A 24,160-nucleotide genomic window follows, 5' to 3' on the forward strand; every position below is an offset into this window, starting at 1 on the left:
TCCTTTTCATTTCGACACTATTTTTCTACAAACTTCTCCTTGGTAAATGCTCTTGTAAAACAACATAACCTTCATAAGCTGTATAACCGAGTATAGCCATTAATCCGATATAACAAGCAAATACTGTCCATTTCGTTTTCGTATCGACTTTATAATAATTTTCTTGTTGTTCCTTTTCTGTTTCCCATTCATTTAATTTTCTTTCTGACATTTCAAATGCTTCTCTTATATGAATTGTATGCATTTCTTTTTCATCTTCATATGGGACATAATCAAGTGGCTCAAATTTTGGTAAAAGGTACTCTAGCACTTCAATCTTTTGAAGTTCTCCTGTTTTTAATTCTTTTTCACGTTCTCTTTGTCTTAATACGTTCATTTCATGGTGAATCATATAAATCGTTCGATGCACCGCACCAGTTTCTTTTAATTCCTCTTCAAGCCTAGCAACATATCCTGTCATTCCATCGATTTTATATCCTAATTCCTTAATCGGCTCATCTCTCTTTATTACTCTATATAGTTCCATACAGCCGATAATAAAAATAAATCCTCCTAAAATACTCTTGAAGTAAATAGAATAGCCGAGTAGTAAAACTAGCCCTGCTCCCCAAATTTTCGTGCTTACAACTGAAATTATTCGTCCACCATCTAATGGAGAAACTGGAATTAAATTAAAGAAATTAATCATACTTCCAAGTAAAATAATAAGCGCCCAAAACGGCTCTTTCGTGATTATATACAGTGGGATCGCAGGTAAAAATGAAAGCAATCCGAAAAGAGGTCCCATATATGCAATGTAAGCTTCATCTTTTGCATTTTTCGGCATCTCTTTCATCCCAATAAGAGCTCCCATAAATGGTATGAAGATTGCTGGCGATGTTGGTATCCCTTTCTTTCTCGCTGCCCATAAATGCCCCATCTCATGTACAAACAATAAATATACGAGTGCTACCCCAAACTTCCAACCATATATGACTGCGTATGCACCAAGCGATAAAAACATACTAAATACTGTTGAAAATTTTGCTAACTTAAAAATTGCAAATACCCATTTTAACTTAGATAGTAAAAATAACCCTATTGCAACTATAACTCCCCATAATCCTTTTTTATTATTTTTCATATTCCTCTCCTTTATCTCGCTTTATTGAGCCATATACACTCATCAAAACTTATTCTTTTTCTCTATTATGACATATTTTTTTCTATTGTTAGAAATAATGTTTATTCCATCCATTTTTAGCCAAAAATAAAAATAAAAGGAGGTAAATACAAATGAAATTACAATCTCTTATGATAGGCGCTCTATCGTTTTTAGCTTCAACTCTTATTTTTTATACCGTCAGCTACGTATTATTATTAGATTGGTTGCCAAATCACTTATTTATAGCCCTTATTATTCTTTCTGCTCTTATGATTTCCTTTCTAATTACACGAAAATCAATGAATGAGCCATCTGCAAAAGCAAAATAATAGAGGGGATCTTTCCCCTCTATTATCATTTCCTAGGAAAGGCCATATAGACTTTATGATTCTTACTGCCCGCTATTTACGGGCAGTAAGAATCCCACCTCAAAATTCGGCTGGAGCAAAGAATTTAGGTAGGATTCGTGCTAATAATCAGCGGGGGATGCCCCCACTGATTAAAATTTCACTTTATCTTTGTAAATTCATTTTTTCACCATACTCTTTAACAATTTGAATAATGTTTTGAAATGCTCCTACTTTTTCTTTCTTACTATTTAATATTTGTAAATCGTGATTATCATAATAGGTTTCTAGTGATTTTAATTGTGATTCTGAAGCATCTTTTATCGGAACAGTAACATTCAACTCATACTGTTTATACCCTTCCTTTACTTTTTCAGCTGAAATTATTTCACTCTCTTTTGCGCCAATTAATTTTTGGACCTTTTCCGGGAAAATTAATTGCAAATAATATTCTTGTTCCTTTGCTAACTTATTATATAGTGATTGTGAAATCGTATAACGTACTGTATAATTCATTTTTTGATCACCAGCTTTAATATGAAACGCAGTAATCTGCATGTCTTTTTTTGTTACTTCCGTTAAAGTACCTACCTGCATCTCATCTTCTTTTTGTTCTGGAATCTTTGGAAAGATAGCCAAAAGCTTTTCCGTATCTTTTTCGTTAAGCATATACATATCTTTCTTATATTGAATCCATCCTCGGCGATCTTCTCCTCTTAACCATGCATAATATGTTTCTTTTTTTCCATCACTACTAATTTGTATTTCATATTCCGGTTCACCAAAACTACCCGTTACTTCTTGTTTTTCCGCTTTGTTTATAATATCCACCACCAACTCCGCATCCATTTTCTTTAAATTTTTTTCTTCTTTACCTTTTTGCATAACAGTTATTTGTAATGGTTCTCTCATTTCATTCACTGTCTCCTCTACTTGTTCCGGTTCTTTCTTTTGCTCGGATTGACCACACGACGCGAGTAAAATAACACATAAAAACATTAAATATTTCCCTTTCAAATCGATTCTCCTTTTCCAATAAGAAATTCTTATAATCCTCATGCATAAAACAAAAACGTTACATTATATAGAATGAGCTATACTATAAACTGAAGGGAGGATTTTACAATGTCCATTAATTTTCATGATGCAAATAATAAGTATACGTATGCAAATCGTAACGCACATATTTCATGGCAGGAAACAATAAACAATATTGTAGATGTGCAAAATAAACAAGTAATTGATATAGGTTGTGGTGGCGGCATTTACACGAAAGAACTTGCTCTTATGGGAGCCAAAAGTGTTGTTGGGCTTGATTTTTCAAAAGAAATATTACAAGCTGCAAAAGAAAATTGTAATGCCTTCCCAAACATTTCATTCATTCACGGTGATGCACATAATATCTCATTCCCTAATGAAACATTCGACCTTGTCATTTCTCGTGCAGTCATTCATCATTTGCATGATATTCCCACATTTATACGAGAGGCTTCTCGTATATTAAAAAAAGACGGTCTACTTATTTTACAAGACCGGACCATTGAAGATTGTATAATCCCAGGAAGTCCTGAACACCTTCGTGGATATTTTTTCTCGGTCTTTCCAAAACTCATTGAAACAGAAGCGCAAAGAAGACCAAAAACCACTACTATACAGCAATTATTACAAACATATCCTCTTCAAGCGCTCCCCATTCAAACACAATGGGAAGTACGAAAAGTACATGATTCTGTAGAGGCTTTGCTACAAGATTTATCTCCTCGAACAGGCCGATCCATTCTATATGAACTAACAGATAATGAACTTTCTCAACTTCTACATCATATCCAAACGGCATTACAAAACGTCTCTCCTATCATCGAAAGAGATCGTTGGACAATTTGGAGCGCGAAAAAATTGTAAGGAAGGAAGCCTCACAAAATAATGTGAGGCTTCCTTCTTTCATAATCTAATTTTGCAACACTCTTGATATCCTCCACTCCTGGCCTGTGCACTTCCACACTTCGGACATACTAAATATCTAGACTGATTTGTCAACAAACTACCTTTTTGAAAGAGTAAAACTTCTGCTTGTTTAAACGAACGCGAATAATATAACCACATAAAACCAATTATAGCAATAATGCCAAATAATACTCCCATCGCAAGCATTTCAGTCACCTCTTTTGGTTTGTTCTTTCCAGCAAGTGGATTGTTGTATTATTCTCTGCAAATTCAAACAATTCCTTCCTTACTCCTATAAATATCGATTTTCTCCATAAACTTTACAATTCTCTATAATGTTTTACAGCATTTTTACAAATAGTATTAACCCTTATATTCTCAGCTATATTTCTACAGGAAAGTGTATTTCCCAAAAAATATGTTGACTTTCTAAAAAAAACATGTAAAAATGTTGTCAGAATACTTGAATAAAAATTCATTGACGAGAACGAGTATGTTATAGAGCTGTTCCCCAGAGAGTTGGTATTTTGCTGAAAGCCAACGCTCAGTTCGTAACCGAAAATCATCTCCGAGAAGTAGAACCGAATGCTAAAGTAAGTTCTTACCGGTCGTCCCCCGTTACAAGGAACACGTATCATGTTGTACGTTGTAAAGCCGTATACATATAGATATATTTCTACATGTATAAATTAGGGTGGTATCGCGGGTAAATATAACTCGTCCCTTTCTTAAGGGACGAGTTTTTTGTGTTCTTACAATGAATTTACAAAAAAGGAGAAAAAAAACAATGAACACTGTATCAAAAAAACATGTTTTTTTCACAGGTCTTATGCTGTTTTCTTTATTTTTTGGAGCAGGAAATTTAATTTTCCCTCCAATGCTTGGACAAAATGCTGGTGAAAACTTTTGGCCAGCAATGATTGGTTTTTTACTAACAGGAGTCGGCTTACCACTACTTACTGTTATCGCTATTTCTCTATCAGGAAATGGAATGCAACAACTTGCAAGTCATGTTCACCCATTATTCGGAATATTCTTTACGGTAGTTGTATACATTGCAATCGGTCCATCTATGGGCATCCCACGTGTTGCTAATGTCGCTTATGAAATGGGAATTAGTTCTTTCTTACCAGAAACTATTCGCTCTAGCAGCCTAACGCTATTTTTATACACAGTCATCTTCTTTGCTATCGTATTTTGGCTTAGTTTAAATCCTTCTAAACTCGTCGATCGTATCGGAAGCGTATTAACACCTATTTTATTACTCTCTATTTTCTTATTATTCTTTAAGAGTGTATTTTCACCACTTGGGCAATCAGGACCAGCAATGCAAGAGTATCAAACTTCTCCAGTTTTCAAAGGTTTTATGGAAGGATACTTAACGATGGATACCATTTCAGCGCTTGCATTTGGAATTATCGTTGTAAATGCAATTCGCTCAAAAGGTGTGAATGACCGCAAATCAATTGCCATCGCAACAGCAAAAGCAGGACTTATTGCCGCTACTGGTCTCGTACTTGTATATGGTGCACTTGGCTGGCTCGGTACAACTAGTGTCTCTCTCGGATACGCAACAAACGGCGGACAGCTACTTACCGTTATCGTACAACAATTACTCGGGCCATATGGTCTAATTCTATTATCTCTTATCGTTACACTCGCTTGCTTAACAACATGTATTGGACTTGTATCTGCATGCAGTCAATACTTCTCAACATTATTAACGAAATTTTCATACACAACGTTAGCAAGTGTCATTTGCACATTAGGATTATTAGTTGCCAACTTAGGTTTAACAAAAATTATCGCAATCTCTGTTCCTATTTTACTTGTTGTATATCCAATTGCGATTGTACTCGTATTACTATCATTACTTCATAAATATTTCGGTGGATATCGTTCTGTTTATGTAGGTGCGTTAATTGGATCTGCAATTGTGAGCGTATTTGATGGATTAAAACAAGGGAATATTCCTGTTTCATCTATCACATCTTATTTCGAGTTTATTCCACTATATAATGAAGGAATTGGCTGGTTAGTACCAGCATTAGTTGGGGCTATTATCGGTTTTGCTATCGCAAAATTAAGTGGCGCCAAAGCAGTACCATTAACGGATCATTCACCTGAATCGAAAGTATCATAAAAAAACTCCCATTTCGGGAGTTTTTTACATTTGATAAGAAGTATGATTAAAGCTACTTACTTTATAAGCCTTCGTATAGTAATCAATATTCGTATCCACTGTTTCTACTTTTACAACATCATAGCAATCTTCTTGCTTCACTAGAAATAAATAATATTCTTCTGTCGCCTCAATAATTGCAATACGATCTGTTTCAATATCATATTGTTCACAAAGTGCTTGCAACGCATTCACATAGTTACCTAATTTTTTCGTTTCATCCATTCCAAATATCGTTTGAACTAACATACACTCTCTCCCCTTTGTATGTACTGTTAACACCTTAATGATAACGCTTACATAAATAACCGTCAATAAAAAGCTTTGACCATATATAGTCAAAGCTTCCTTCTTATTTCGTCAATTGGTGTCTAAACGCATAAATAACCGCCTGTGTCCGGTCACTTACATTTAGCTTATTTAATATATTACTCACATGTGTCTTTACTGTTTTAAGGGCAATAAACAACTCATCTGCAATCTCTTGATTACTTTTCCCCTCTGCAATTAATAACAAAATTTCAGACTCTCTTTCTGTTAACTCCTCATGCAAAGGTTGTTCTTTCTTCTGACGCATACGAGACATCATTTTGCCAGTAACTTTCGGCTCTAATACCGTTTCCCCATCATAAGTAGCTCTTACAGCATCTGCAATATCACTCGCTCTTGATGTTTTTAATAAATAACTTGTCGCCCCCGCCTCAATAACAGGATATAACTTTTCATCATCTAAAAAGCTCGTGACAACTACAATTTTCGCTTCTGGCCATTCTTGAATAATAGCACGTGTCGCTTCAACCCCATCCATCTCATCCATAACAAGGTCCATTAAAATAATATCCGGTCTTAATTGCAAAGCTAACTCTGAACCTTTTCTTCCATTTTCAGCTTCTCCAACTACTTCAATATCTGGCTGCGTTGATAAATATGCTGATACACCCATTCGAACCATTTCATGATCATCAACTAGTAATACTTTTATCATGATTCTCCCCCTCTCTCAATCATAATAGGTACTTTCACTTCTATTTGCGTACCTTTATTCGGAAAACTAAGAACTTTTAATGTACCACCAATTTCATGAACTCGCTCTTGCATTGACCTTAAACCGTATGAACCAGCCTTATTAACACCAACTTTAAACCCAACACCGTCATCAATAATTTTCAAAATCGCATATTGATCAATTTTCCGAAGGCGTACTTCGGTTTTCTTTGCCTTCGCATGCCGTAAAGTATTAGACAGCGCCTCTTGTACAATACGGAATAAATGATCCTCTACACCTTTTTTTAATTGAATCGGTTCAATTAACCATTCAATTTTCATATGTTGCTTTCTAGACAGTTCTGTTAATAATTCTTCTATACCCTCTGTTAGTTTCTTACCTTCTAACTGCACTGGGCGTAAATGAAGGAGCAAAGCTCTCATTTCTGATTGTGCATTTACAACCATATTCTCAACAAGCTGCAACTGTTTTTTCGTCGTGTCTGGAATTTCAGCTGCTTGCTCATTAATGGCTGACATCATCATCGACATTGCAAAAAGCTGCTGACTTACAGAATCATGTAGCTCTCTCGCTAATCGATGCCTTTCTTGAGAAATCGCTTCTTGTCTCATCTCTTCATTCCAATGGGCTCGTTCATTCGTTACTTTTTGAAATAGCCCAGCTTGCTCCTCTAAGCGACGAGCAAGACCAATTACTTTTCGTTCCACTTCATGAAATTCATCGTCCGCAGTAAATGAAACATCACTCGGAAAATTCCCTCGCTCTACTTCAAATAGAAAAGTATTTAATCCTTGTATACGCTGTTCTATATAATAACCGATTGCATATCCTACAATTCCTCCGATAAGAAGACTCGTACTCATAATAAACAAGCCAATTGGAACAGAAGCAATGGATTCTTTCCAGAGTAAATCATAAACTTGTTGCTCGCTTTTCCATACATATACAATTGTACAAATAAGTGCGATACTCACAGAGGACAACATAGAATAACGAATATACATCCACGAAATATTCCTTTGTTTTTTCATTATACTTTCCTCACTTCCGTATCGCCTACGACAAGCGAAGAAATAATTTTAATACGACGAGGGGCTTCTTTATACTGTTCTGTTCTAAACGTAACATTACGGTTAAATCCAGTTTCTTCGTGTCCTGGCAGGAGCACTCGCCCAACAATAACAGAATGATTTAAAGACAATTCAATATCATATGGTACATATAAGCGAATATTACCAATGACGCCCCGAATCACAATAACCGTTTCTCCCTCTGGAATCATAGCAGTTGTTAAATCAATCTCGACGTCACAAGCACCATATTGGACGTTAATATCCTCTATTTCATAAATATGATCCATCATTCGTACATTACCTACAAACATATTTTTTATATACGGTTCTGTACGATATATTTGTTTTTCTTCATTTATATATCCCTTTTCTTTAATTTCAACTTTCATTGCTTTTTGCCGATGTCCTTGTTGAATAAGTTGATAACCAATTAAAGCTAAACAAGCAAACACAACAAGTACGAATGCCGCTGATGAAAATAAGAAGAATAAGAAGACAATACCACCGACAAATAAAAATACATTCCCTCTTACATAACGGTTCTTCTTTCGATAATGTCTTCCAAACATAATCATAATAAATGCAAATATTAGACCACCTGGTTCAAAATGTCCAAGTATCATATCAAGAAAAAGACCGAATCCAAATATGATGAGGAGCATCCCCATAAATTGTGTTTTTGAAAATTGCTTCTTCATTTCAGCTCCCCCCTCCTTGTCACATATACATAGAAGAAAAGGCATTGCTTTCCAACACCTTTTCTCCTATCACTATATCATAAGCCTGTTTTATTATATACTACAATTATTTTGTTACTTCTTTCGTTAACGATACTTCATTTTTCTCTTTCATTTCACTCTCTAGTTTTGCAATTTTCATATCAAATGTATCACGCTCATGCTCTTCATTTATACGAAGCTCTATGTCACGAATGTGATCTTCAATTTCTTCGAATCGTAAGAACGGATTATTTTCATCCATTTTATGCATAGCAGTATTCATACGGCGGTTTGCATGCGCCATATTTTCACGTGCCATTAATTCCATACGCTTTGCGTTCATTTCTTTTAATTTATTTTTCATTTCTGAAAGACGACGCTCTAACTCATCAATTTGCTCTACAACACCAGCATACATTTCTTCTAAGCGAGTTACTTGCCCTTCATAATACGCTACTTCTTCTAATGCACGTTCATGCAATTGCAATTCGCCTGCTTCTTGTGCGATGATAGCTTGCTTTGATCTTTTATTAACGAAATAACGTGCTTGCTCAAGCTCACGAGCGAAGTTAGATTTTAATGTTTTATGACGCTGAATTAACTTCTCAATTTTTGTTATTTCACGCTCACTATCTCGTAAATATTGGTTTAACATAGCAATTGGATTTTTTCTTTCTTTCTCATCTAACACATTATGAAAATCAGCTAAAATTGCATCGCGTACACGTCCGAATAAAGATTGTTTCATTATAATCTTCCTCTCTTCTACTTTATAATTTGATTTATTTTATATTAGTTTTTCATTAACTTGTTCCACTCATCTTCAAAGTTGCTATATGGTTTAGCACTTTCTGGAGCAGAATCAACAACTACATTTTTTCCTTTTTTCCACTCACGGTATCCGTAGTATAAAACTACTAATGCTGCGATACCGATTAATGCTGGGGAATGAGAAAGTGCAATGGACAAACCGATTAAACCAACAATACCCCAAGCTAACTTTCCAAAGAATGATTTAGCTCGCACAAATGATTTATAGCTCCAGTACACAACTCCTGCTCCAATGGCGAATCCTACAATACCAGCAAGACTACCAAGAGCAATTAAAGCCAAAATACCGGCTGCGATAAACGCTAGAAATTGTTTCATCTTGTGCTTGCCTCCCTTCGATTTGATACTCTTATCTTAACTATTTTTTCATTTTTTCATAACGAGCTTAAGAACTGTTTTCGACTCAGACTTAAGACCGAGTTAAATTCAGCCTTTTGCAAAAATATGCGGTAGGATAGGATGATTCACTCTTTTATCGCACATAAAAAGCCGTACAGAGAACATTCTCTGTACGGCTTTCGTTACTATTCATAAACTTCATTTTAAATTATGCTGTTTTGTGATACTCTTTCTTTCCCGCTACTTTAGAAAACCTCGGGAAACCAATTAATATAGAAATGATTCCACATACTCCAACTAAGATTGGATAAAACGCATATGGTAACAATTCAATTGGAGATAACGCCGCAAATCCTGCTGCCGTTAACATTTGCGCACCATACGGAATTAATCCTTGCACACAGCATGAGAAAAGATCTAATACACTCGCTGATTTACGAGGGTCAATTTCATATTGATCTGCAATGTTTTTCGCAAGCGGACCTGTAAAGATAATAGAAATCGTATTATTCGCTGTACACATATTCGTCATACTCACTAAGCCAGCAATACCGAACTCTGCTCCTTTTTTCGAACGAATATTACGTGTTAAAAGATTCATTAAATATTGAATGCCACCATTATACTGGATAAGTTCAACCATACCACCGATTAAAATGGCAAGTAACACTAACTCCATCATACCGCCCATTCCAGTCGTTACACTTTTAAAGAAACTCTCTAACGTATAACTTCCATCTATAAGACCGATAACACCAGATAATACCGTTCCACCAGTTAATACAATGAGTACATTCCAGCCAAGTAGCGCTGTAACAAGTACACCTGCATATGGTAAAATCTTCACCCAATCAAATGTATGAGCTTTAATTTCTGTATCATTACCTAAAGTAATCATTACTAATATTACAATTGTAATGACTGCAGCTGGCAATACAATTAAAAAATTCGTTTTAAACTTATCTTTCATTTCTGTTCCTTGCGAACGAACAGCAGCAATTGTCGTATCAGAAATAAATGATAAATTATCGCCAAACATCGCTCCGCCCACAACAGTAGCCATCGTAAGTGCAATTGAGATATCTGTTTGCCCACTAATACCTACAGCAATCGGTGCTAATGCAGCAATTGTTCCCATTGAAGTTCCCATCGCTAATGAAATAAATGCCCCTATAACAAAAATTCCAGCAACGATAAATCCTTGGGGTAAAATAGATAACGCTAAGTTAACAGTGGAATCAACTCCGCCCATTCCTTTTGCTGTTTCAGAAAACGCCCCTGCAAGCACAAAAATCAGAACCATGATCATAATATCAGGGTTTCCTGCACCTTTAGCAAATCGTTCTACTTTCACATTAAAGCTTTCCTTACGATTCATCACTAAAGCAATTCCTACAGCAATCATAATCGCTACGAGTATCGGCAATTTATAGAAATCACCTGTAATAATCCCTGAACCAATAAATAGCGCCAAAAATATTCCAAGTGGTAATAAAGCTAAACCATTTCCTCTCGTTTCTTTCAAAGTATCATCTCTCCCTAGTTTTCAACCTTTTCTAATTAATAACAAAAGACCTCTTCCGACGAGAAGAGGTCTTATACATCTATAAGAAACACTCTTCTCATTTTTCAAGCACACGCTTGCTGGATTTGGCACAGCACTCTGAAATCGAGTCCGCTGCCGAGGCATCGTAGGGCCAGTCCCTCCGCCTCTCTTTATAAGAAGGTTTCATATTTATTTTTTAATAATAATTTCTTTCCTAACTTTACTCGCTTACAAAACAAAAGTCAATTATTTTTTGTATAGATTTTTTTGGTAATTATGCAAAAATATGAATAAACCAATCATTTTAACTTTTCGATTTCTTTATCCAATATTGAGATCCAATAAAATTTTCTATTTTTTATCTTCGCGATAATCCATTTTGTTGTATTCCATGCTAACTCATATTCTTCTTTTGTAACATCACCAATTTTATAGGCATCCTCTAACTCGTCTTCATCCAGTACATAGATCTCACCGTTCGGTAACAATACTACATCTAAATATAAATCATCAAAATAAGGTAAACCACGCTCGTCTATTTTATATTCTTTCGTCACGTCGATATAATATTGCAGTAATTGTTTTTGATTGTCTAACATAGCTGTAATTGCAAAGTTTTCCCCGTTTATAAAATATTGCATCCATGTATACCCATCACCTGCAATGCAAAGCTGTTTACCATTGTATTCTTTATAACTAGGTTCTCTCACTTTTTTTATGTCCAGTATTCCTAACATTCCATCCTCTACTTGCTTAACCATATAATCCTTCTCTATTAGTCGCTTCCACGAAGAACCGTCACCATATTTACGTTTCATTACGTCCGCTCCTCTTCTATATATAGAAAAGCCCCCACATATTATGTGAGAGCTTGTTCATATTATAATTAAGCCGCTTGACCCTTTTCAGATATCTCTTTTAAATAGGCTTGTCCTTTTTCAGCGTCATATTGACCTTCCCACTTAGACATAACTACAGCCGCTAAAGAGTTACCTACAACGTTAACTGCTGTACGAGCCATATCAAGAATACGGTCAATACCTGCAATAAACGCTAAACCTTCAGCTGGAATACCTACTGTACCAAGTGTTGCTAATAATACAACGAATGATACGCCCGGTACACCCGCGATACCTTTTGATGTAACCATTAATACAAGTAATAACGTAATTTGTTGTGTAATGGATAATTCAATACCGTACATTTGCGCTAAGAAAATTGCCGCAATTGCTTGATATAAAGTTGATCCATCTAAGTTAAATGAATAACCTGTTGGAATAACGAAAGATGTAATTGCTTTCGGACAACCGAATTTCTCCATTTTCTCCATAATTTTCGGTAAAACCGTTTCTGAACTTGCTGTAGAATACGCTAAGATCAGCTCGTCTTTTAAAATCTTAAAGAATTGGAAAATGTTTATTCCAAATATTTTCGCTGTAAGTCCTAATACAACTACAACGAAGAAGATCATTGCTCCGTATACTACAATGAGTAATTTCCCTAATGGAATTAATGAAGCTAATCCGAATGTAGAAACTGTAACACCAATTAATGCGAATACACCAAATGGTGCAAACTTCATAACTTGGTTCGTTACATAAAACATTGCATCTGCTACACCTTGGAAAAATTGTAGAACTGGTTTACCACGCTCACCAATTGCTGCTACACCTAAACCAAATAATACTGAGAAGAAGATAATAGCAAGCATATCACCTTCAGCCAATGATTTCATAATGTTCGTCGGAACAATATTTACAAACGTATCCGCAAACGAATGACTTTGTACTTGAGCTGTTGTTTCTGCATATTTAGAAATATCAGTCTTTGTTAATTTATCCATATCAACGCCTTTTCCAGGTTGGAAAATGTTCGCTATTAATAGACCAACAACAATTGCAAGTGTTGTAATAATTTCAAAGTAAAGAATTGTTTTTCCGCCTAATCGGCCTAACTTCTTAACATCGCCAACACCAGCAACACCAACAACGATACTTGCTACAACAATTGGTACAACGATCATCTTAATTAATCGAATGAAAATATCACCAATTGGTTTTAAATAATCAACCACTGCCGGATTGCCAAAGAAAATCGCCCCAACTGCAATACCAAGCGCAAGTCCTATTAAAATTTGCCATGCAAGTCCTATTCTTTTCATATTTGTTGTAACCCCCTCTTCGATGTGTCACTCTATCTCTCATTCTATCTCTATAAAACATGAAATTAAGAGTATTACATATTATTCGACAATTCACTACATTTTGTCCCTGTTAAAAATCATAAATCAAAATTTAAAATCTGACAACAAAATAAGTTTGCCCGAATGCAAATAATTTTCTTGACAAAAATAAAACCCATGTAAGAAAACCTAACATGAGAACGATCCCTCACTAGTGATTTAAAGGTTTTTAAAGTAATGTTTCACCATCGAAAATTCCATTATTTTCCATGTTTTTTTTAGAACAAAATAGAAAATGGTGCATTTTTGTATGCATGCAAAAATTTCACTTTATGACAAACACTACGAAAAGATACTAAATTCCGACAAAACTTAGCAAAATTATAAAATTTTCTTTACATTATGATTACAACGATAGACACTCTTCTTCTTATGATATATAACATTCATAGGGAAAGGAGCAAGACAACCATGAAAAAGAAATTTGCAGCATTTAGTGTTTTAGCAGCTGGAACGATTTTCGTTTCCCCGTTATTTTCACCCGTATACGCTGAAACGAATGAGAATAAATTATCTAATATTCAATCCGAATTAGAAGGCAAACAAAATGACTTACAAAATAAATCAGCTGAGAAAGAACAAATAGAAAAAGAAATCCAGGAATTACAAAAGAAAATCGACGAATTAACTACTTCTATTAATAAAAACGAAGCTGAATTAAACGATACAAAAAAAGAAATTAGCAACACACAGCAAGTTATTACTGAAAAAAAGAAACATATAGAGCAATTACAAACGAACATAGATACACGGCAGGAAGTTATTAAACAACGACTACAATCTATGCAAGAAAAGCCTCGTACGAGTATCATTACAGAAGTAATAACAAGTTCTGCAAATATTGCCGATCTTGTTGATAATATGTATTCTGTAAGTTTAATTTTAAATAACGATACAGATATTGTGAAAAAGCAAACAAGTGATCAGAATGCTGTGACGACAGAAAAAGAAGCTGTTGAGAAAAAAGAGCAACAATTGAAAGAATCCGAGCAAAAATTAGTACAAAAACAACAAGAGTTACAAAGTAATCAACAACAGCAACAAACTCTTATTAAAGATCTACATACGAAAGTATCAAAAGTAGATTCCGAGATTGAAGGATTAGAAGAGTCACAAGGTATTTTAGAAAACCAGCGTCAAGCTGTTCAAAAAGCAATTGAAGAAGAAAAACGTGCGGAAGAAGCTCGCAAAGCTGAAGAGGCACGCAAGGCTGAGGAAGCAAAAAAACAAGCCGCCGCTTCTGCTAAAGAAAGCACACAATCCGCACCAACACCGCAAGATACGAACAAAGGTGGATTTATTAAGCCAGCCGCTGGATCAAAAACTTCTGGATTCGGCGCACGTTCTTTAGATAACCATAAAGGAATTGATATCGCAGCTTCGGGAACAGTTCCAATTATTGCCGCTGCAGATGGCGTTGTTATCCGTTCAGAATTATCCTCTAGTTACGGAAACGTTGTTTACTTATCTCACCGTGTTAATGGAAAAACATATACGACAGTGTATGCACATATGAATAGCCGCTCTGTATCAAATGGACAAACTGTAAAACAAGGCGATCAACTTGGCTTTATGGGAAATACCGGTCAATCTTACGGACAACATTTACACTTCGAACTTCATATCGGGGAATGGAATGTTGGTAAGACAAACGCAGTTGATCCGTCTCCTTATATCGGATTATAAAAAACTCGGTGCATACCGAGTTTTTTTTACTACTTCACACTTTTTAGGCGTTTTACATAAACTACAACTAAATGCCTATATTTTGCGGGGTGATAAATATGAATACACAATTACAAGAAGAAATAGAAGAAGCTAGAGAAACATACATTGGCCGGCTATTTACATTCGGCGGCTCAGCGTTATTTTTAATTGGATCATTTATCGCAGTTGTCACAGCTTATAAAGCATATAATCGCTTATTAAATACTTCTACAACACAATAAAAAGACGGAGAATCCACATCTCCGTCTTTTTATTATGCAAACATTTTAAATACACCTATCGCATTTAAAAATACGATAATTACAGTTACCGGAATAACATAACGAAGCAAGAAGAACCAAATATTAAACAATGTTTTCCCTTTCGTTTCCGTAACTTCTAATTCTTTCATTAATAGCTCTTTACTCATTTTATTTGGTACAAATAACGAAATGGCTAGTACTCCGAGTGGCAGTAATACATTACTTACCGAAAAATCGACGAAATCAAAGAATGTCTTACCAAATATTTTCACATCACTCATAATTCCAAACGATAACGCTGATGGGATTCCAACTGCAAAAATAAGAATACCAATTAATAACGAAGCTGACGGACGCTTCTTCTCATTATCTTTCGCAACAGATGCTACTACAATTTCAAGCATTGAAATCGCAGATGTTAAAGTCGCAAAGAAGAATAAAACTAAAAACATAATGAAGAAAAATTGTCCAAATGGAATTTTCGCAAAGACAGCAGGAAGAACGATAAACAGTAGCCCTGGTCCTTCTGTCGGTTTAACTCCTAATGCGAAAATCGCCGGAAAAATCGCTAATCCTGCAAGTACTGTAACAAATACAGTTAAACTTACAATAGATGTTGCTGATTTAGCTAAATGCTCTTCTTTCTTTAAATACGAACTATACGTTACCATTACCGAGGCACCTACCGTTAGTGAGAAGAAAGATTGTCCCATCGCATATAAAATCGTATCTGCTGTAAGCTTTGAAAAATCTGGTTTTAAGAAGAACTCTACCCCAGCCATAGCACCATCAAGTGTTAACGCACGAATAATGATAGCAATAAATAAAATGAATAATAGCGGCATCATGTACTTACTTGCCTTTTCTATGCCTTTTTCCACACCTTTACTAACAACAAAAATGGTACAAAGCATAAAAATGAATTGCGCCCCAATCGCACTTACTGGATTTGCAATTGTTTCAGCAAACAATTGCCCATAATCGACTACTCCGTTCCAGAAACTACCTGTGACACTATAGTATAAATAAAGTAAAATCCATCCACCTACAACACTATAAAAAGATAGTACGCTAAAACAAATAACAACCCCCATACGACCAATCCAAGGATATAACTTGCTATTTGGTACTAATACTTTATAAGCTGTAACTGCCTCTTTTTGAGTACTACGGCCAATAACAAATTCAGCTACAAGAAGAGGCATACCAATAAATAAAGTTAATAGTAAGAATACAAGGAAGAACGCGCCTCCCCCTCCATTACCTGCAACATATGGAAACTTCCATATTGCCCCAAGACCTACTGCGGCTCCCGCTGCTGCGAGTACAAAGCCTATTTTCGACGTCCATTGCTGTGTTTCTTTCATTATAATTTCTCCTTTTCTGAATATTTAAACTTTTACCAATTATACACTTTCATTTCATACTCGCACACCTCCTTTAGAAAATAAAAAAGTCCCCTACACGCAAATATGCATGTAGAGGACGATATATGTAATATAAATACCGTGGTACCACCTCAATTGGATTGATAAATCCCACTTGTTCAAGTACAGGAAAATTCCGATACTCTATCCTTTTAACGGCGGAACCCGGGTTGCCTACTGCAATGTTCAGCATACCTCTCGCAAGCCCATTCTGTATATTTTATCGTACCGGGCTCACACCTTACCCCAGCTCTCTGAACGCATCAAATATACGTACTCTTCTTGCTCATCGATTTCATCTATTGAAGTTACTTGTGATTATAAATTATATTCTTATAGTTGTAAAGCACAATTTATTCATTATCCTATATGAACCTTTCTCTCTAATTCTTGTAAAAACAATTCTCTTTTTTCTCCATTTAGAACATATACTGACTTTAATACTTCTTGTAATAGTATATTTCTCTGCCGCTTATCTACTTGTAATTCTTTCACTTTTATTCTTACTTCATATAAAAAATTAAGATACGCTTCATATGTCTCATCATATTTATTTGCGATATCGTCACGAATTTTTTTCGCCAATTTCGGGCTTGCTCCTCCTGTAGAAACAGCTACATTAAGCAAACCACGATGAAACGCCGCCGGAAAATGAACATTTCCACTTTCCGGATTCGTAATAACATTTACCAATTGATTTACCGAGACATCTTCAGCAATTTGTTCATTTAGTACCGAATCACTAGTCGCTGCAACTACTAAAAAAGCATCTTTAATATCACTTTTCTCATACTCTCTTTGATACCAACGAATTTGCTTTTCTTCTACAAGTTTCACTAAATTTGCATCTAATTCTGTACTTACCACAACTATATCCGCACCTTGTTTTAGTAAAGGAATAATTTTAAACCCCGCTACTTTCCCTCCACCAATGACAACAACACGTTTCTTATCAACTCGCACTGTAAGTGGATACATATTGATCTCCCTTCAATATTTCCTCTGTTTTCTGAATTAACATCTCTCGAAACGCTACATTCTTTCCTAAATAGGGACTTATTTTTATCTCTTCCGACTCATATTGACGCACTTCTTTCTCAACATGTTTCATGAGTAAGCCTGTAAATAATAAGTAAGGTAACACAACAATGTTCCGTTCTTTTTGTTCTACAATTTCTTTCAACCTCTCATCAAACTTCGGCTCCGCGGCTGCTAAATAACAAACTTCCACCTCTTTAATGTTCTCTTCTTTTTGAAATAAAGAAGAAATCCACTTTATGTCTTGTAAAGTTTCCGGATCACTACTCCCTCTTGCAACGAGCAAAAGTGTTACTTCTTCTTTATAGTCTTTAATACCACTTCCGTTATATACCGCTTTTACAAGCACTTCTGATACACCAAATGGATTACCATACACTATTTTGATATCCGGATATTCCTCGTTTAACTTTCGTAATTCAAACGGAATATCTTTCTTTACATGTCCTGCCGCTAATAAAAAAACAGGAATAGCGACAATCTCTGTAGCACCACGCTTCACACATGTACGAAATCCTTCTTCAATAGAAGGATTCGCTAGCTCTAAAAAACAAATTTCTTGAATATTTGCCTCTACACGGTTCATACATGACGTAATAAATGCAACCGCTTCTTCTTTTGCTGCTTTCAAACGGCTTCCATGACATATATATATAACAGCCTTCACTTTACAATACTCCGCTTACTTGATATGCATTTTCCGTTTGTTTCTCAAACCAATGTATCTTTTCTCTAAAACGGACAACTTCTCCAATAACAATCATACTTGGATTTTGAATTCGTTCTTTTTTGGCAACATCTACAATTGTTCCTAACGTCGCTGTAACAGTACGCTGCATAGATGTCGTTCCCCACTCAATGATAGCGGCAGGTGTACTTTGATCTTTTCCATGTTTTATTAGTTGTTCACATATGTAAGGTAAATTACTAACCCCCATATAGACCGCTAATGTATCTACACCTTTCACTAAACTTTCCCACTTCACTTCCTCTTCAGCCCCTTCTTTCCGGTGCCCTGTCACAACAGCAAAACTTGCACTTGCATCGCGATGCGTTACTGGAATTCCAGCATAAGCAGGAGCAGCTATACCAGCTGAAATACCAGGAATAATTTCAAATGGGATACTTTGCTTCGCTAACGCTTCAGCTTCTTCTCCACCTCTTCCAAATACAAATGGATCTCCGCCCTTAAGTCTCGTTACAACTTTTCCTTTTTTCGCATATTTAATAAGAAATGTGTTAATTGTCTCTTGCTTCATCGTGTGATAATTTGGGAGTTTCCCGCAATAAATTAAATCCGCTTCAGGCTTTGCATGAGAAAGCAATTCTTTATTTACGAGACGGTCGTACAATATAACATCAGCCTTCTCGATGCATCTCAACCCTTTAACAGTAATTAAATCCGGATCACCAGGACCCGCCCCGACGATATAAACCTTCCCCATAATCTCTCCTCATTTCTACTATAAAATGAAACTTCCACTCTTAATCACGAATGGAAGTTACTATTATTTCGTATTACATGTTCTCTACTCATGAATAACAAATGCCGCCCCTTTTCGAATCTTCTTTTTTTCAAACAAAGAAATCTCTTTCACTTCTGGTAACGGTAAAAAATGTTTTTCAAGCTCAATTTCCGCAAGCTTAAATGCCTGTTCTTCACTCTGAGCAACGACAACAATTGGAACAATACTATTTACTAATACAGCTTCAAATCGATATAAGTCCATATTGCCCCCTCCTAAGATGCTATTACTTCTTCTAATACACGATTTAGTACAATTTGTAATTCTTCCACTCCAACACGTCCTACGAAATCATAAAACGTTTCGGCTAGTAATTTATTCTTTTGGAAATAACTTAAAAAGGACACGAGAACATCCGGCAAATCTTCTCCATCTATTTTCCCTTTTAACTTTTCGTTATATGCTCCTCCGTCTAATAGTGTTCCGCCCACATATATTTCAAACGCCTCAACGATTCCCTTTTCCTTCGTTTTCAGTTTTATCCCTTGCAAACCAATATCAGCAATTTGACGTTGACCACATGAGTTCGGGCATCCTACCATATGAATTCGAACTGGAACATCGAGTGCAATTTGTGTATCTAAGTACTCTGCGATTTTGCGTAATCTTTCTTTCGTTTCTACTAACGCAAGATTGCAATACTCAATGCCAGTACATGAAACCGCATGACCGATAAACGATTTCGGATTTGCTGAAATTGCTTCAAACAACGGTTCACTTAATAATCCTGCAACATTTTCTGGCGGAACATTCGGAATAATGAAGTTTTGAGAGTTACAAGTTCGAATTTGCCCGTTTCCATATTTCTTTGCAATTCTTGCAATCTCAAACATTTCCTCTGCGTGTAAACGCCCTACTGGTACATTAAAGCCGACATACTTTAATCCTGCTTGTTTTTGATCTTGAACGCCATAAAAGTATCCTGCATTCCAGCCTTTGAGAGCACTTTCCCCTTTACTTTGCAATGGGCCTGTGTATTCTACTAGTTTCTCTTTAAATTTCTCAGCGCCCCAGTCAGCGACAAGAAATTTCAAACGTGCTAAGTGGCGTTTTTCACGATATCCAAAATCACGGAATATAGTAGCAATTGCAATCGACACTGCCTTCACTTCTTCTGGTAAAACGAATACATCTAATTCTTCCGCTAAGTACGGACGAGCTGATAATCCTCCGCCTATTTTTATATGAAACCCAACCTTTTCCTCACCATTTATTTCTTTCGTAGCAGGTGTAAACGCCACACAGTTAATCTCTGCATTTGCTGAATTATAAATGTTAGAACTAATAGACATTTTGAATTTACGTGGTAGATTAGAAAACTCTTCATTATGTTGGAAGTAATCGTATATTTCTTTAACAATCGATGTTGTATCAAATAGTTCATTCGCATCAATTCCAGCAAGTGGATTTCCTGTGATATTACGCGTAATATCACCGCATGCCCCCGCTGAAGATAAACCAACTCTAACTAACCTCTTAAAAATATCCGGAATTTGCCCAATTTCTAACCAATGAAACTGAATCGCCTGTCTTGTCGTAATATCTAACACATCACGCCCATAATCTTCAGCAATGGAAGCCAGCACCTCTGCCTGCGCATTTGTAATAATTCCAGAAGGAATGTTGACACGCATCATAAAATAGCCCGCTTCTTTTGGTCTTTGCAAATACAATCCTGCCCATTTAAAAGCGTCCCACTCTTCTTTCGGAATAGATTCAAATCCATTCTCCGCATAGTAAGGAATATCATTAAAGATTTCTAATCCATCTTTTTCTAATTTCTTTTTCTCGGACGGATTCAATTTTTCATTATTAGCCCACACTTTTTCATAACTCATCTTTTATCCCCCTATATAAAACTACGCTCTTGTAAGTATTTCACGATTTGTTCTGCACATTCTTCAATAGAATACTTGTGCGTTTCTACAATTAATTCTGCTTGTTTTGGTTCCTCATACGGTGAATCAACACCAGTAAACTCTTTAATATCACCTTGTCTCGCTTTTTTGTATAACCCTTTTGGATCACGTTTTTCACACTCTTCAATTGGACATTTTACAAACACTTCTATAAACTCATCTGCCGCTAATAAATCCCTAACTTGTTTTCGATCTACTTGAAATGGTGAAATGAACGCTGTAAGAACAACAGTACCTTGATCTACAAATAGCTTCGCCACTTCGCCAATACGTCTTATATTTTCCATACGATCACTTTCAGAAAAACCTAAGTCTTTATTTAAACCGTGCCGAATATTATCCCCATCTAGCACATAATTTCCTATATTCTTTTCAAATAGTTTACGAGCAACCGCATTCGCTACTGTAGATTTACCCGAAGCTGATAAACCAGTAAACCAAACTACAAAACTGTGATGCCCATTCTTCACTCTTCTCTCATCTTTTGAAACAGAAGCTGTATGCCAAGTAATATTCGTATCCATCTTATTCTCTCCCTATTCTGTTACTACTTCTTTTTTCAAACCTTTAATTAGCACTTCCACTACTTCTTTACGACTAAATGTACTTGGCGGAATCTCACCATTCCTTAACATTTCTCGTACTTTCGTACCCGATAAGATGACACGGTCTTCTTTTCCATGCGGACATGTTTTCGTTGAAGCCATTGCTTCACATTTCGTGCAGTAAAAACTATGTTCAAAAAATAACGGCGTAATCCCTAACTCTTCTACTGTAAAATTCGTAAAGATTTCCTGCGCTTCATATGTTCCGTAATAGTCCCCTACCCCAGCATGATCACGCCCTACAATAAAGTGGGTACAACCAAAGTTCTTTCTTACTAGTGCATGAAATATCGCTTCCCTTGGTCCTGCATAACGCATTGCTGCAGGAAATACACCTAAAAAGACACGATCTTTCGGATAATAGTTTTGAAGTAATACTTCATAGCTTTCCATCCTTACATCAGCAGGAATATCATCTGACTTCGTTTCCCCAACGAGCGGATTTAAAAAGAGACCATCTACAATTTCAAGGGCAGATTTTTGAATATACTCATGGGCACGATGTACTGGGTTTCTCGTTTGAAATCCAACTACTGTTTTCCAACCGCGTTTTTTAAATTCTTCTCTCGTTTCAATTGGATCTAAATGATAAGAAGGAAATGGATTATTCCCAAAACGTTTTGTAAGAATAATAGCTCCTCCAACGTAAACGTTTGGTCGTTCATATAATTTCTTTACTCCTGGATGAGCTTCATCCGTCGTTTTATATACAAGTAACGCTTCTTTTTCTTTATCAGGTACAAAAATATCTTCTATTTGAATAACACCATATACATTTCCATCGTTAACAAGTTTTACTTCCTCTCCAGCTTTCAGTCCCTCTGCTACTTCCTCTGTTACCGGCAATGTAATTGGTATACTCCATACGCTACCATTTGCTAAACGAAGCGTTTCTACTACTGAATCATAATCTCTCTTCCCTAAAAATCCTGTAAGAGGGCTATATCCTCCTGTCGCCAAAAGTTCTAAATCACTAAGTGCAATTTTGTCTATCTCGATTTCCTTTACAATGTTCGATATTTCATATGTTTCATCAATGCGGTTTACTAATTCATTTGTTGTACTCATCTTCTTATATCCCTTCTTAGCTTTATTTCAAAATCTATCTCATTGAAAGTGAAGGCCACATTCCGTCTTCATTTTCCCAGCCCATCTTCCATCTCTTGAGTTGCCACCATCACCTACAGGTAATGTACATTTCTCACACCCAATACTCGGATAGCCAACATCATGCAATGGGTTATACGGCAAACTATGTTTATATACATATCGCCAAACTTCTTTCCAAGTCCAATGAATGAGTGGACAAACTTTAATAGATTGAAAACGACGATCTTGATTTATAAACTGTGTATGCTTACGCGTTTCTGATTGTTCCCTTCTTAAGCCTGATATCCACGCTTTTTCCGCTGCTAATGATTTTTCTAACGGTAAAATTTTTCTAATACTACAGCAAAGATTCGGATTACTTTCCCATAACTTCTCTCCATGAAGCTTCGCTTGTTCATCGAGTGTAAGTTCTGGCTGTTTTTCTATAATATTTAATGAAGGAAATTTCTCGCGTACCTTCTTAATTAATTCGTATGTTTCTTGAAAATGAACATTTGTATCCAAAAATACAACTTTAGCAGATGGATTTACTTGGTTTATAAGATGCAATAAAACCATTCCCTCCACCCCAAAGCTACATGCATATACAATTTCATCTTTATATTCGTTATAAGCCCAACTTAATACTGATAGCGCGCCTTTCGTTTCATCTTCTTCAGAAAATGAAACACTATTTTCTTTCCACGTTTCGTACGTCAACATGTTTTTTCCCCCTGTAAAAGCAAAAAGACGGCTTTAACCTATTAAAAATAGATTAAAACCGCCTCTAGTTTTTCTAGTCAGCGCTTTTTACTTTAAACGAACCTTTTCACTTTTTTCTAATTGAATCACTTTTCCATCTTGCACAACAATTGTAATGGAACCATATTTCATATCAGCAAGCATCGCTTGAATTTTCTCAGATACTTCATCAAAATGCTCCCGTACGCTCACGCAAACAGCCCCCCTTTTTATTCATAAAAAAAATCTTTCCCATTTCGAAAAGACTGTTCGGTAATATATTTTACCTTATCTTTCAAAATGGATTCCATTTTGCTGGATTTAGCACCTTGCTTTCTATAAGCAGGTTGCCGAGCTTCGTAGGGCCAGTTCCCTCAGCTTCTCTTGATAAGCTTTGTATTTGTATTTTATCACAATTCTGATTTTTTTCAATCCTAGTTTTCCGATATATTTAATTATTTTTATTTTTTTA

Annotated in this window: 27 protein-coding genes, 2 riboswitches and 2 other annotated features; of the genes, 5 read left to right on the plus strand and 22 right to left on the minus strand. The window is 35.8% G+C overall.

Annotated features, from left to right (window positions below; translation table 11 throughout):
* Window positions 1-25 precede the first annotated feature (25 nt).
* The gene (locus BG05_RS23860) at window positions 26-1,123 is read right to left on the minus strand and encodes a site-2 protease family protein (RefSeq protein WP_002186315.1); all 1,098 of its coding nucleotides are present in this window, start codon (window positions 1,121-1,123) and stop codon (window positions 26-28) included.
* 152 nt (window positions 1,124-1,275) lie between these two features.
* Here BG05_RS23860 and BG05_RS23865 point away from each other — a divergent pair, with 152 nt between their 5' ends.
* Window positions 1,276-1,473, plus strand: coding sequence for a hypothetical protein (locus BG05_RS23865; protein WP_000776287.1), 198 nt, complete (start codon window positions 1,276-1,278; stop codon window positions 1,471-1,473).
* Between the two features lie 183 nt (window positions 1,474-1,656).
* On the opposite strand, the gene BG05_RS23870 is transcribed toward BG05_RS23865, so the two are convergent.
* The gene (locus BG05_RS23870) at window positions 1,657-2,508 is read right to left on the minus strand and encodes a YhfM domain-containing protein (protein ID WP_002186316.1); all 852 of its coding nucleotides are present in this window, start codon (window positions 2,506-2,508) and stop codon (window positions 1,657-1,659) included.
* A 108-nt stretch (window positions 2,509-2,616) separates the two neighbouring features.
* Here BG05_RS23870 and BG05_RS23875 point away from each other — a divergent pair, with 108 nt between their 5' ends.
* Window positions 2,617-3,393: a class I SAM-dependent methyltransferase gene (locus BG05_RS23875; RefSeq protein WP_002126342.1), complete on the plus strand. Its 777-nt coding sequence runs from the start codon at window positions 2,617-2,619 to the stop codon at window positions 3,391-3,393.
* A gap of 39 nt (window positions 3,394-3,432) precedes the next feature.
* Here BG05_RS23875 and BG05_RS23880 read toward each other — a convergent pair whose 3' ends face one another.
* Window positions 3,433-3,642 (minus strand): hypothetical protein, encoded by a 210-nt coding sequence (locus tag BG05_RS23880; protein ID WP_000880630.1) that lies wholly within the window; start codon window positions 3,640-3,642, stop codon window positions 3,433-3,435.
* Between the two features lie 262 nt (window positions 3,643-3,904).
* Window positions 3,905-4,163, plus strand: a binding site (T-box leader).
* A 59-nt stretch (window positions 4,164-4,222) separates the two neighbouring features.
* Between BG05_RS23880 and brnQ3 the strand changes: the two genes are divergently transcribed.
* The gene (gene brnQ3, locus BG05_RS23885) at window positions 4,223-5,578 is read left to right on the plus strand and encodes a branched-chain amino acid transport system II carrier protein BrnQ3 (RefSeq protein WP_002126341.1); all 1,356 of its coding nucleotides are present in this window, start codon (window positions 4,223-4,225) and stop codon (window positions 5,576-5,578) included.
* 24 nt (window positions 5,579-5,602) lie between these two features.
* On the opposite strand, the gene BG05_RS23890 is transcribed toward brnQ3, so the two are convergent.
* The 9 genes from BG05_RS23890 to gltP form a co-directional block, all read right to left on the minus strand.
* The gene (locus BG05_RS23890; protein WP_002126339.1) at window positions 5,603-5,959 is read right to left on the minus strand and encodes a DUF3992 domain-containing protein; all 357 of its coding nucleotides are present in this window, start codon (window positions 5,957-5,959) and stop codon (window positions 5,603-5,605) included.
* A 10-nt stretch (window positions 5,960-5,969) separates the two neighbouring features.
* On the minus strand, window positions 5,970-6,602 hold the full coding sequence (locus BG05_RS23895; RefSeq protein ID WP_000598709.1) for a response regulator: 633 nt from the start codon (window positions 6,600-6,602) through the stop codon (window positions 5,970-5,972).
* A complete protein-coding gene (locus BG05_RS23900; RefSeq protein ID WP_002011673.1) occupies window positions 6,599-7,654 on the minus strand; it encodes a sensor histidine kinase in 1,056 nt (351 codons plus the stop codon). The genes BG05_RS23895 and BG05_RS23900 overlap by 4 nt, the downstream gene beginning before the upstream one ends.
* Window positions 7,654-8,394 (minus strand): cell wall-active antibiotics response protein LiaF, encoded by a 741-nt coding sequence (liaF, locus tag BG05_RS23905; RefSeq protein WP_002126337.1) that lies wholly within the window; start codon window positions 8,392-8,394, stop codon window positions 7,654-7,656. Before liaF ends, BG05_RS23900 begins: the two co-directional genes overlap by 1 nt.
* Before the next feature lie 106 nt (window positions 8,395-8,500).
* Complete coding sequence (locus BG05_RS23910; protein ID WP_002011675.1) at window positions 8,501-9,163, minus strand: PspA/IM30 family protein; 663 nt, start codon at window positions 9,161-9,163, stop codon at window positions 8,501-8,503.
* Window positions 9,164-9,207: 44 nt separating this feature from the next.
* A complete protein-coding gene (locus BG05_RS23915; RefSeq protein ID WP_002011676.1) occupies window positions 9,208-9,564 on the minus strand; it encodes a lmo0954 family membrane protein in 357 nt (118 codons plus the stop codon).
* Between the two features lie 229 nt (window positions 9,565-9,793).
* Window positions 9,794-11,110, minus strand: a complete 1,317-nt coding sequence (locus tag BG05_RS23920; RefSeq protein ID WP_002186317.1) for a Na+/H+ antiporter NhaC family protein — start codon at window positions 11,108-11,110, stop codon at window positions 9,794-9,796.
* Window positions 11,111-11,204: 94 nt separating this feature from the next.
* A riboswitch (SAM riboswitch) is annotated at window positions 11,205-11,310 on the minus strand.
* A 120-nt stretch (window positions 11,311-11,430) separates the two neighbouring features.
* Complete coding sequence (locus tag BG05_RS23925) at window positions 11,431-11,949, minus strand: ribonuclease FAU-1 family protein (protein WP_002168807.1); 519 nt, start codon at window positions 11,947-11,949, stop codon at window positions 11,431-11,433.
* A 68-nt stretch (window positions 11,950-12,017) separates the two neighbouring features.
* Complete coding sequence (gene gltP, locus BG05_RS23930) at window positions 12,018-13,292, minus strand: glutamate/aspartate:proton symporter GltP (protein WP_002186318.1); 1,275 nt, start codon at window positions 13,290-13,292, stop codon at window positions 12,018-12,020.
* A 492-nt stretch (window positions 13,293-13,784) separates the two neighbouring features.
* On the opposite strand from gltP, the gene BG05_RS23935 reads away from it, so the two are divergent.
* Both BG05_RS23935 and BG05_RS31190 read left to right on the plus strand, forming a co-directional pair.
* Window positions 13,785-15,059, plus strand: a complete 1,275-nt coding sequence (locus BG05_RS23935) for a murein hydrolase activator EnvC family protein (RefSeq protein ID WP_003188168.1) — start codon at window positions 13,785-13,787, stop codon at window positions 15,057-15,059.
* A 98-nt stretch (window positions 15,060-15,157) separates the two neighbouring features.
* Entirely contained in the window at window positions 15,158-15,322 is a 165-nt protein-coding gene (locus BG05_RS31190) for a hypothetical protein (RefSeq protein WP_003188170.1), read from the plus strand.
* Between the two features lie 32 nt (window positions 15,323-15,354).
* On the opposite strand, the gene BG05_RS23940 is transcribed toward BG05_RS31190, so the two are convergent.
* The 10 genes from BG05_RS23940 to BG05_RS30200 all read right to left on the minus strand — a co-directional run bounded on the left by BG05_RS23940 (window position 15,355) and on the right by BG05_RS30200 (window position 23,901).
* Window positions 15,355-16,710: a sodium-dependent transporter gene (locus tag BG05_RS23940; RefSeq protein ID WP_003188171.1), complete on the minus strand. Its 1,356-nt coding sequence runs from the start codon at window positions 16,708-16,710 to the stop codon at window positions 15,355-15,357.
* Window positions 16,711-16,821: 111 nt separating this feature from the next.
* Window positions 16,822-17,069 (minus strand) — a binding site (T-box leader).
* Between the two features lie 61 nt (window positions 17,070-17,130).
* The gene (locus BG05_RS23945; protein WP_002186321.1) at window positions 17,131-17,748 is read right to left on the minus strand and encodes an NAD(P)-binding protein; all 618 of its coding nucleotides are present in this window, start codon (window positions 17,746-17,748) and stop codon (window positions 17,131-17,133) included.
* On the minus strand, window positions 17,723-18,475 hold the full coding sequence (locus tag BG05_RS23950; protein WP_002030685.1) for a sirohydrochlorin chelatase: 753 nt from the start codon (window positions 18,473-18,475) through the stop codon (window positions 17,723-17,725). The genes BG05_RS23945 and BG05_RS23950 overlap by 26 nt, the downstream gene beginning before the upstream one ends.
* 1 nt (window position 18,476) lies before the next feature.
* Complete coding sequence (gene cobA / locus BG05_RS23955) at window positions 18,477-19,253, minus strand: uroporphyrinogen-III C-methyltransferase (RefSeq protein WP_002126317.1); 777 nt, start codon at window positions 19,251-19,253, stop codon at window positions 18,477-18,479.
* 84 nt (window positions 19,254-19,337) lie between these two features.
* Window positions 19,338-19,538, minus strand: coding sequence for a DUF3906 family protein (locus BG05_RS23960; RefSeq protein ID WP_000366913.1), 201 nt, complete (start codon window positions 19,536-19,538; stop codon window positions 19,338-19,340).
* A gap of 11 nt (window positions 19,539-19,549) precedes the next feature.
* Window positions 19,550-21,172 (minus strand): nitrite/sulfite reductase, encoded by a 1,623-nt coding sequence (locus BG05_RS23965; RefSeq protein WP_002126313.1) that lies wholly within the window; start codon window positions 21,170-21,172, stop codon window positions 19,550-19,552.
* 11 nt (window positions 21,173-21,183) lie between these two features.
* Window positions 21,184-21,777 (minus strand): adenylyl-sulfate kinase, encoded by a 594-nt coding sequence (gene cysC / locus BG05_RS23970; protein ID WP_002030679.1) that lies wholly within the window; start codon window positions 21,775-21,777, stop codon window positions 21,184-21,186.
* 12 nt (window positions 21,778-21,789) lie between these two features.
* Window positions 21,790-22,926: a sulfate adenylyltransferase gene (gene sat / locus BG05_RS23975; protein ID WP_002126309.1), complete on the minus strand. Its 1,137-nt coding sequence runs from the start codon at window positions 22,924-22,926 to the stop codon at window positions 21,790-21,792.
* 39 nt (window positions 22,927-22,965) lie between these two features.
* Window positions 22,966-23,670, minus strand: coding sequence for a phosphoadenylyl-sulfate reductase (locus tag BG05_RS23980; RefSeq protein ID WP_002126308.1), 705 nt, complete (start codon window positions 23,668-23,670; stop codon window positions 22,966-22,968).
* Between the two features lie 87 nt (window positions 23,671-23,757).
* Entirely contained in the window at window positions 23,758-23,901 is a 144-nt protein-coding gene (locus tag BG05_RS30200; RefSeq protein ID WP_000116159.1) for a YezD family protein, read from the minus strand.
* A 72-nt stretch (window positions 23,902-23,973) separates the two neighbouring features.
* Window positions 23,974-24,082, minus strand: a riboswitch (SAM riboswitch).
* Between the last annotated feature and the right edge of the window lie 78 nt (window positions 24,083-24,160).

This window comes from Bacillus mycoides (genome assembly GCF_000832605.1).
Taxonomy (GTDB): domain Bacteria; phylum Bacillota; class Bacilli; order Bacillales; family Bacillaceae_G; genus Bacillus_A; species Bacillus_A mycoides.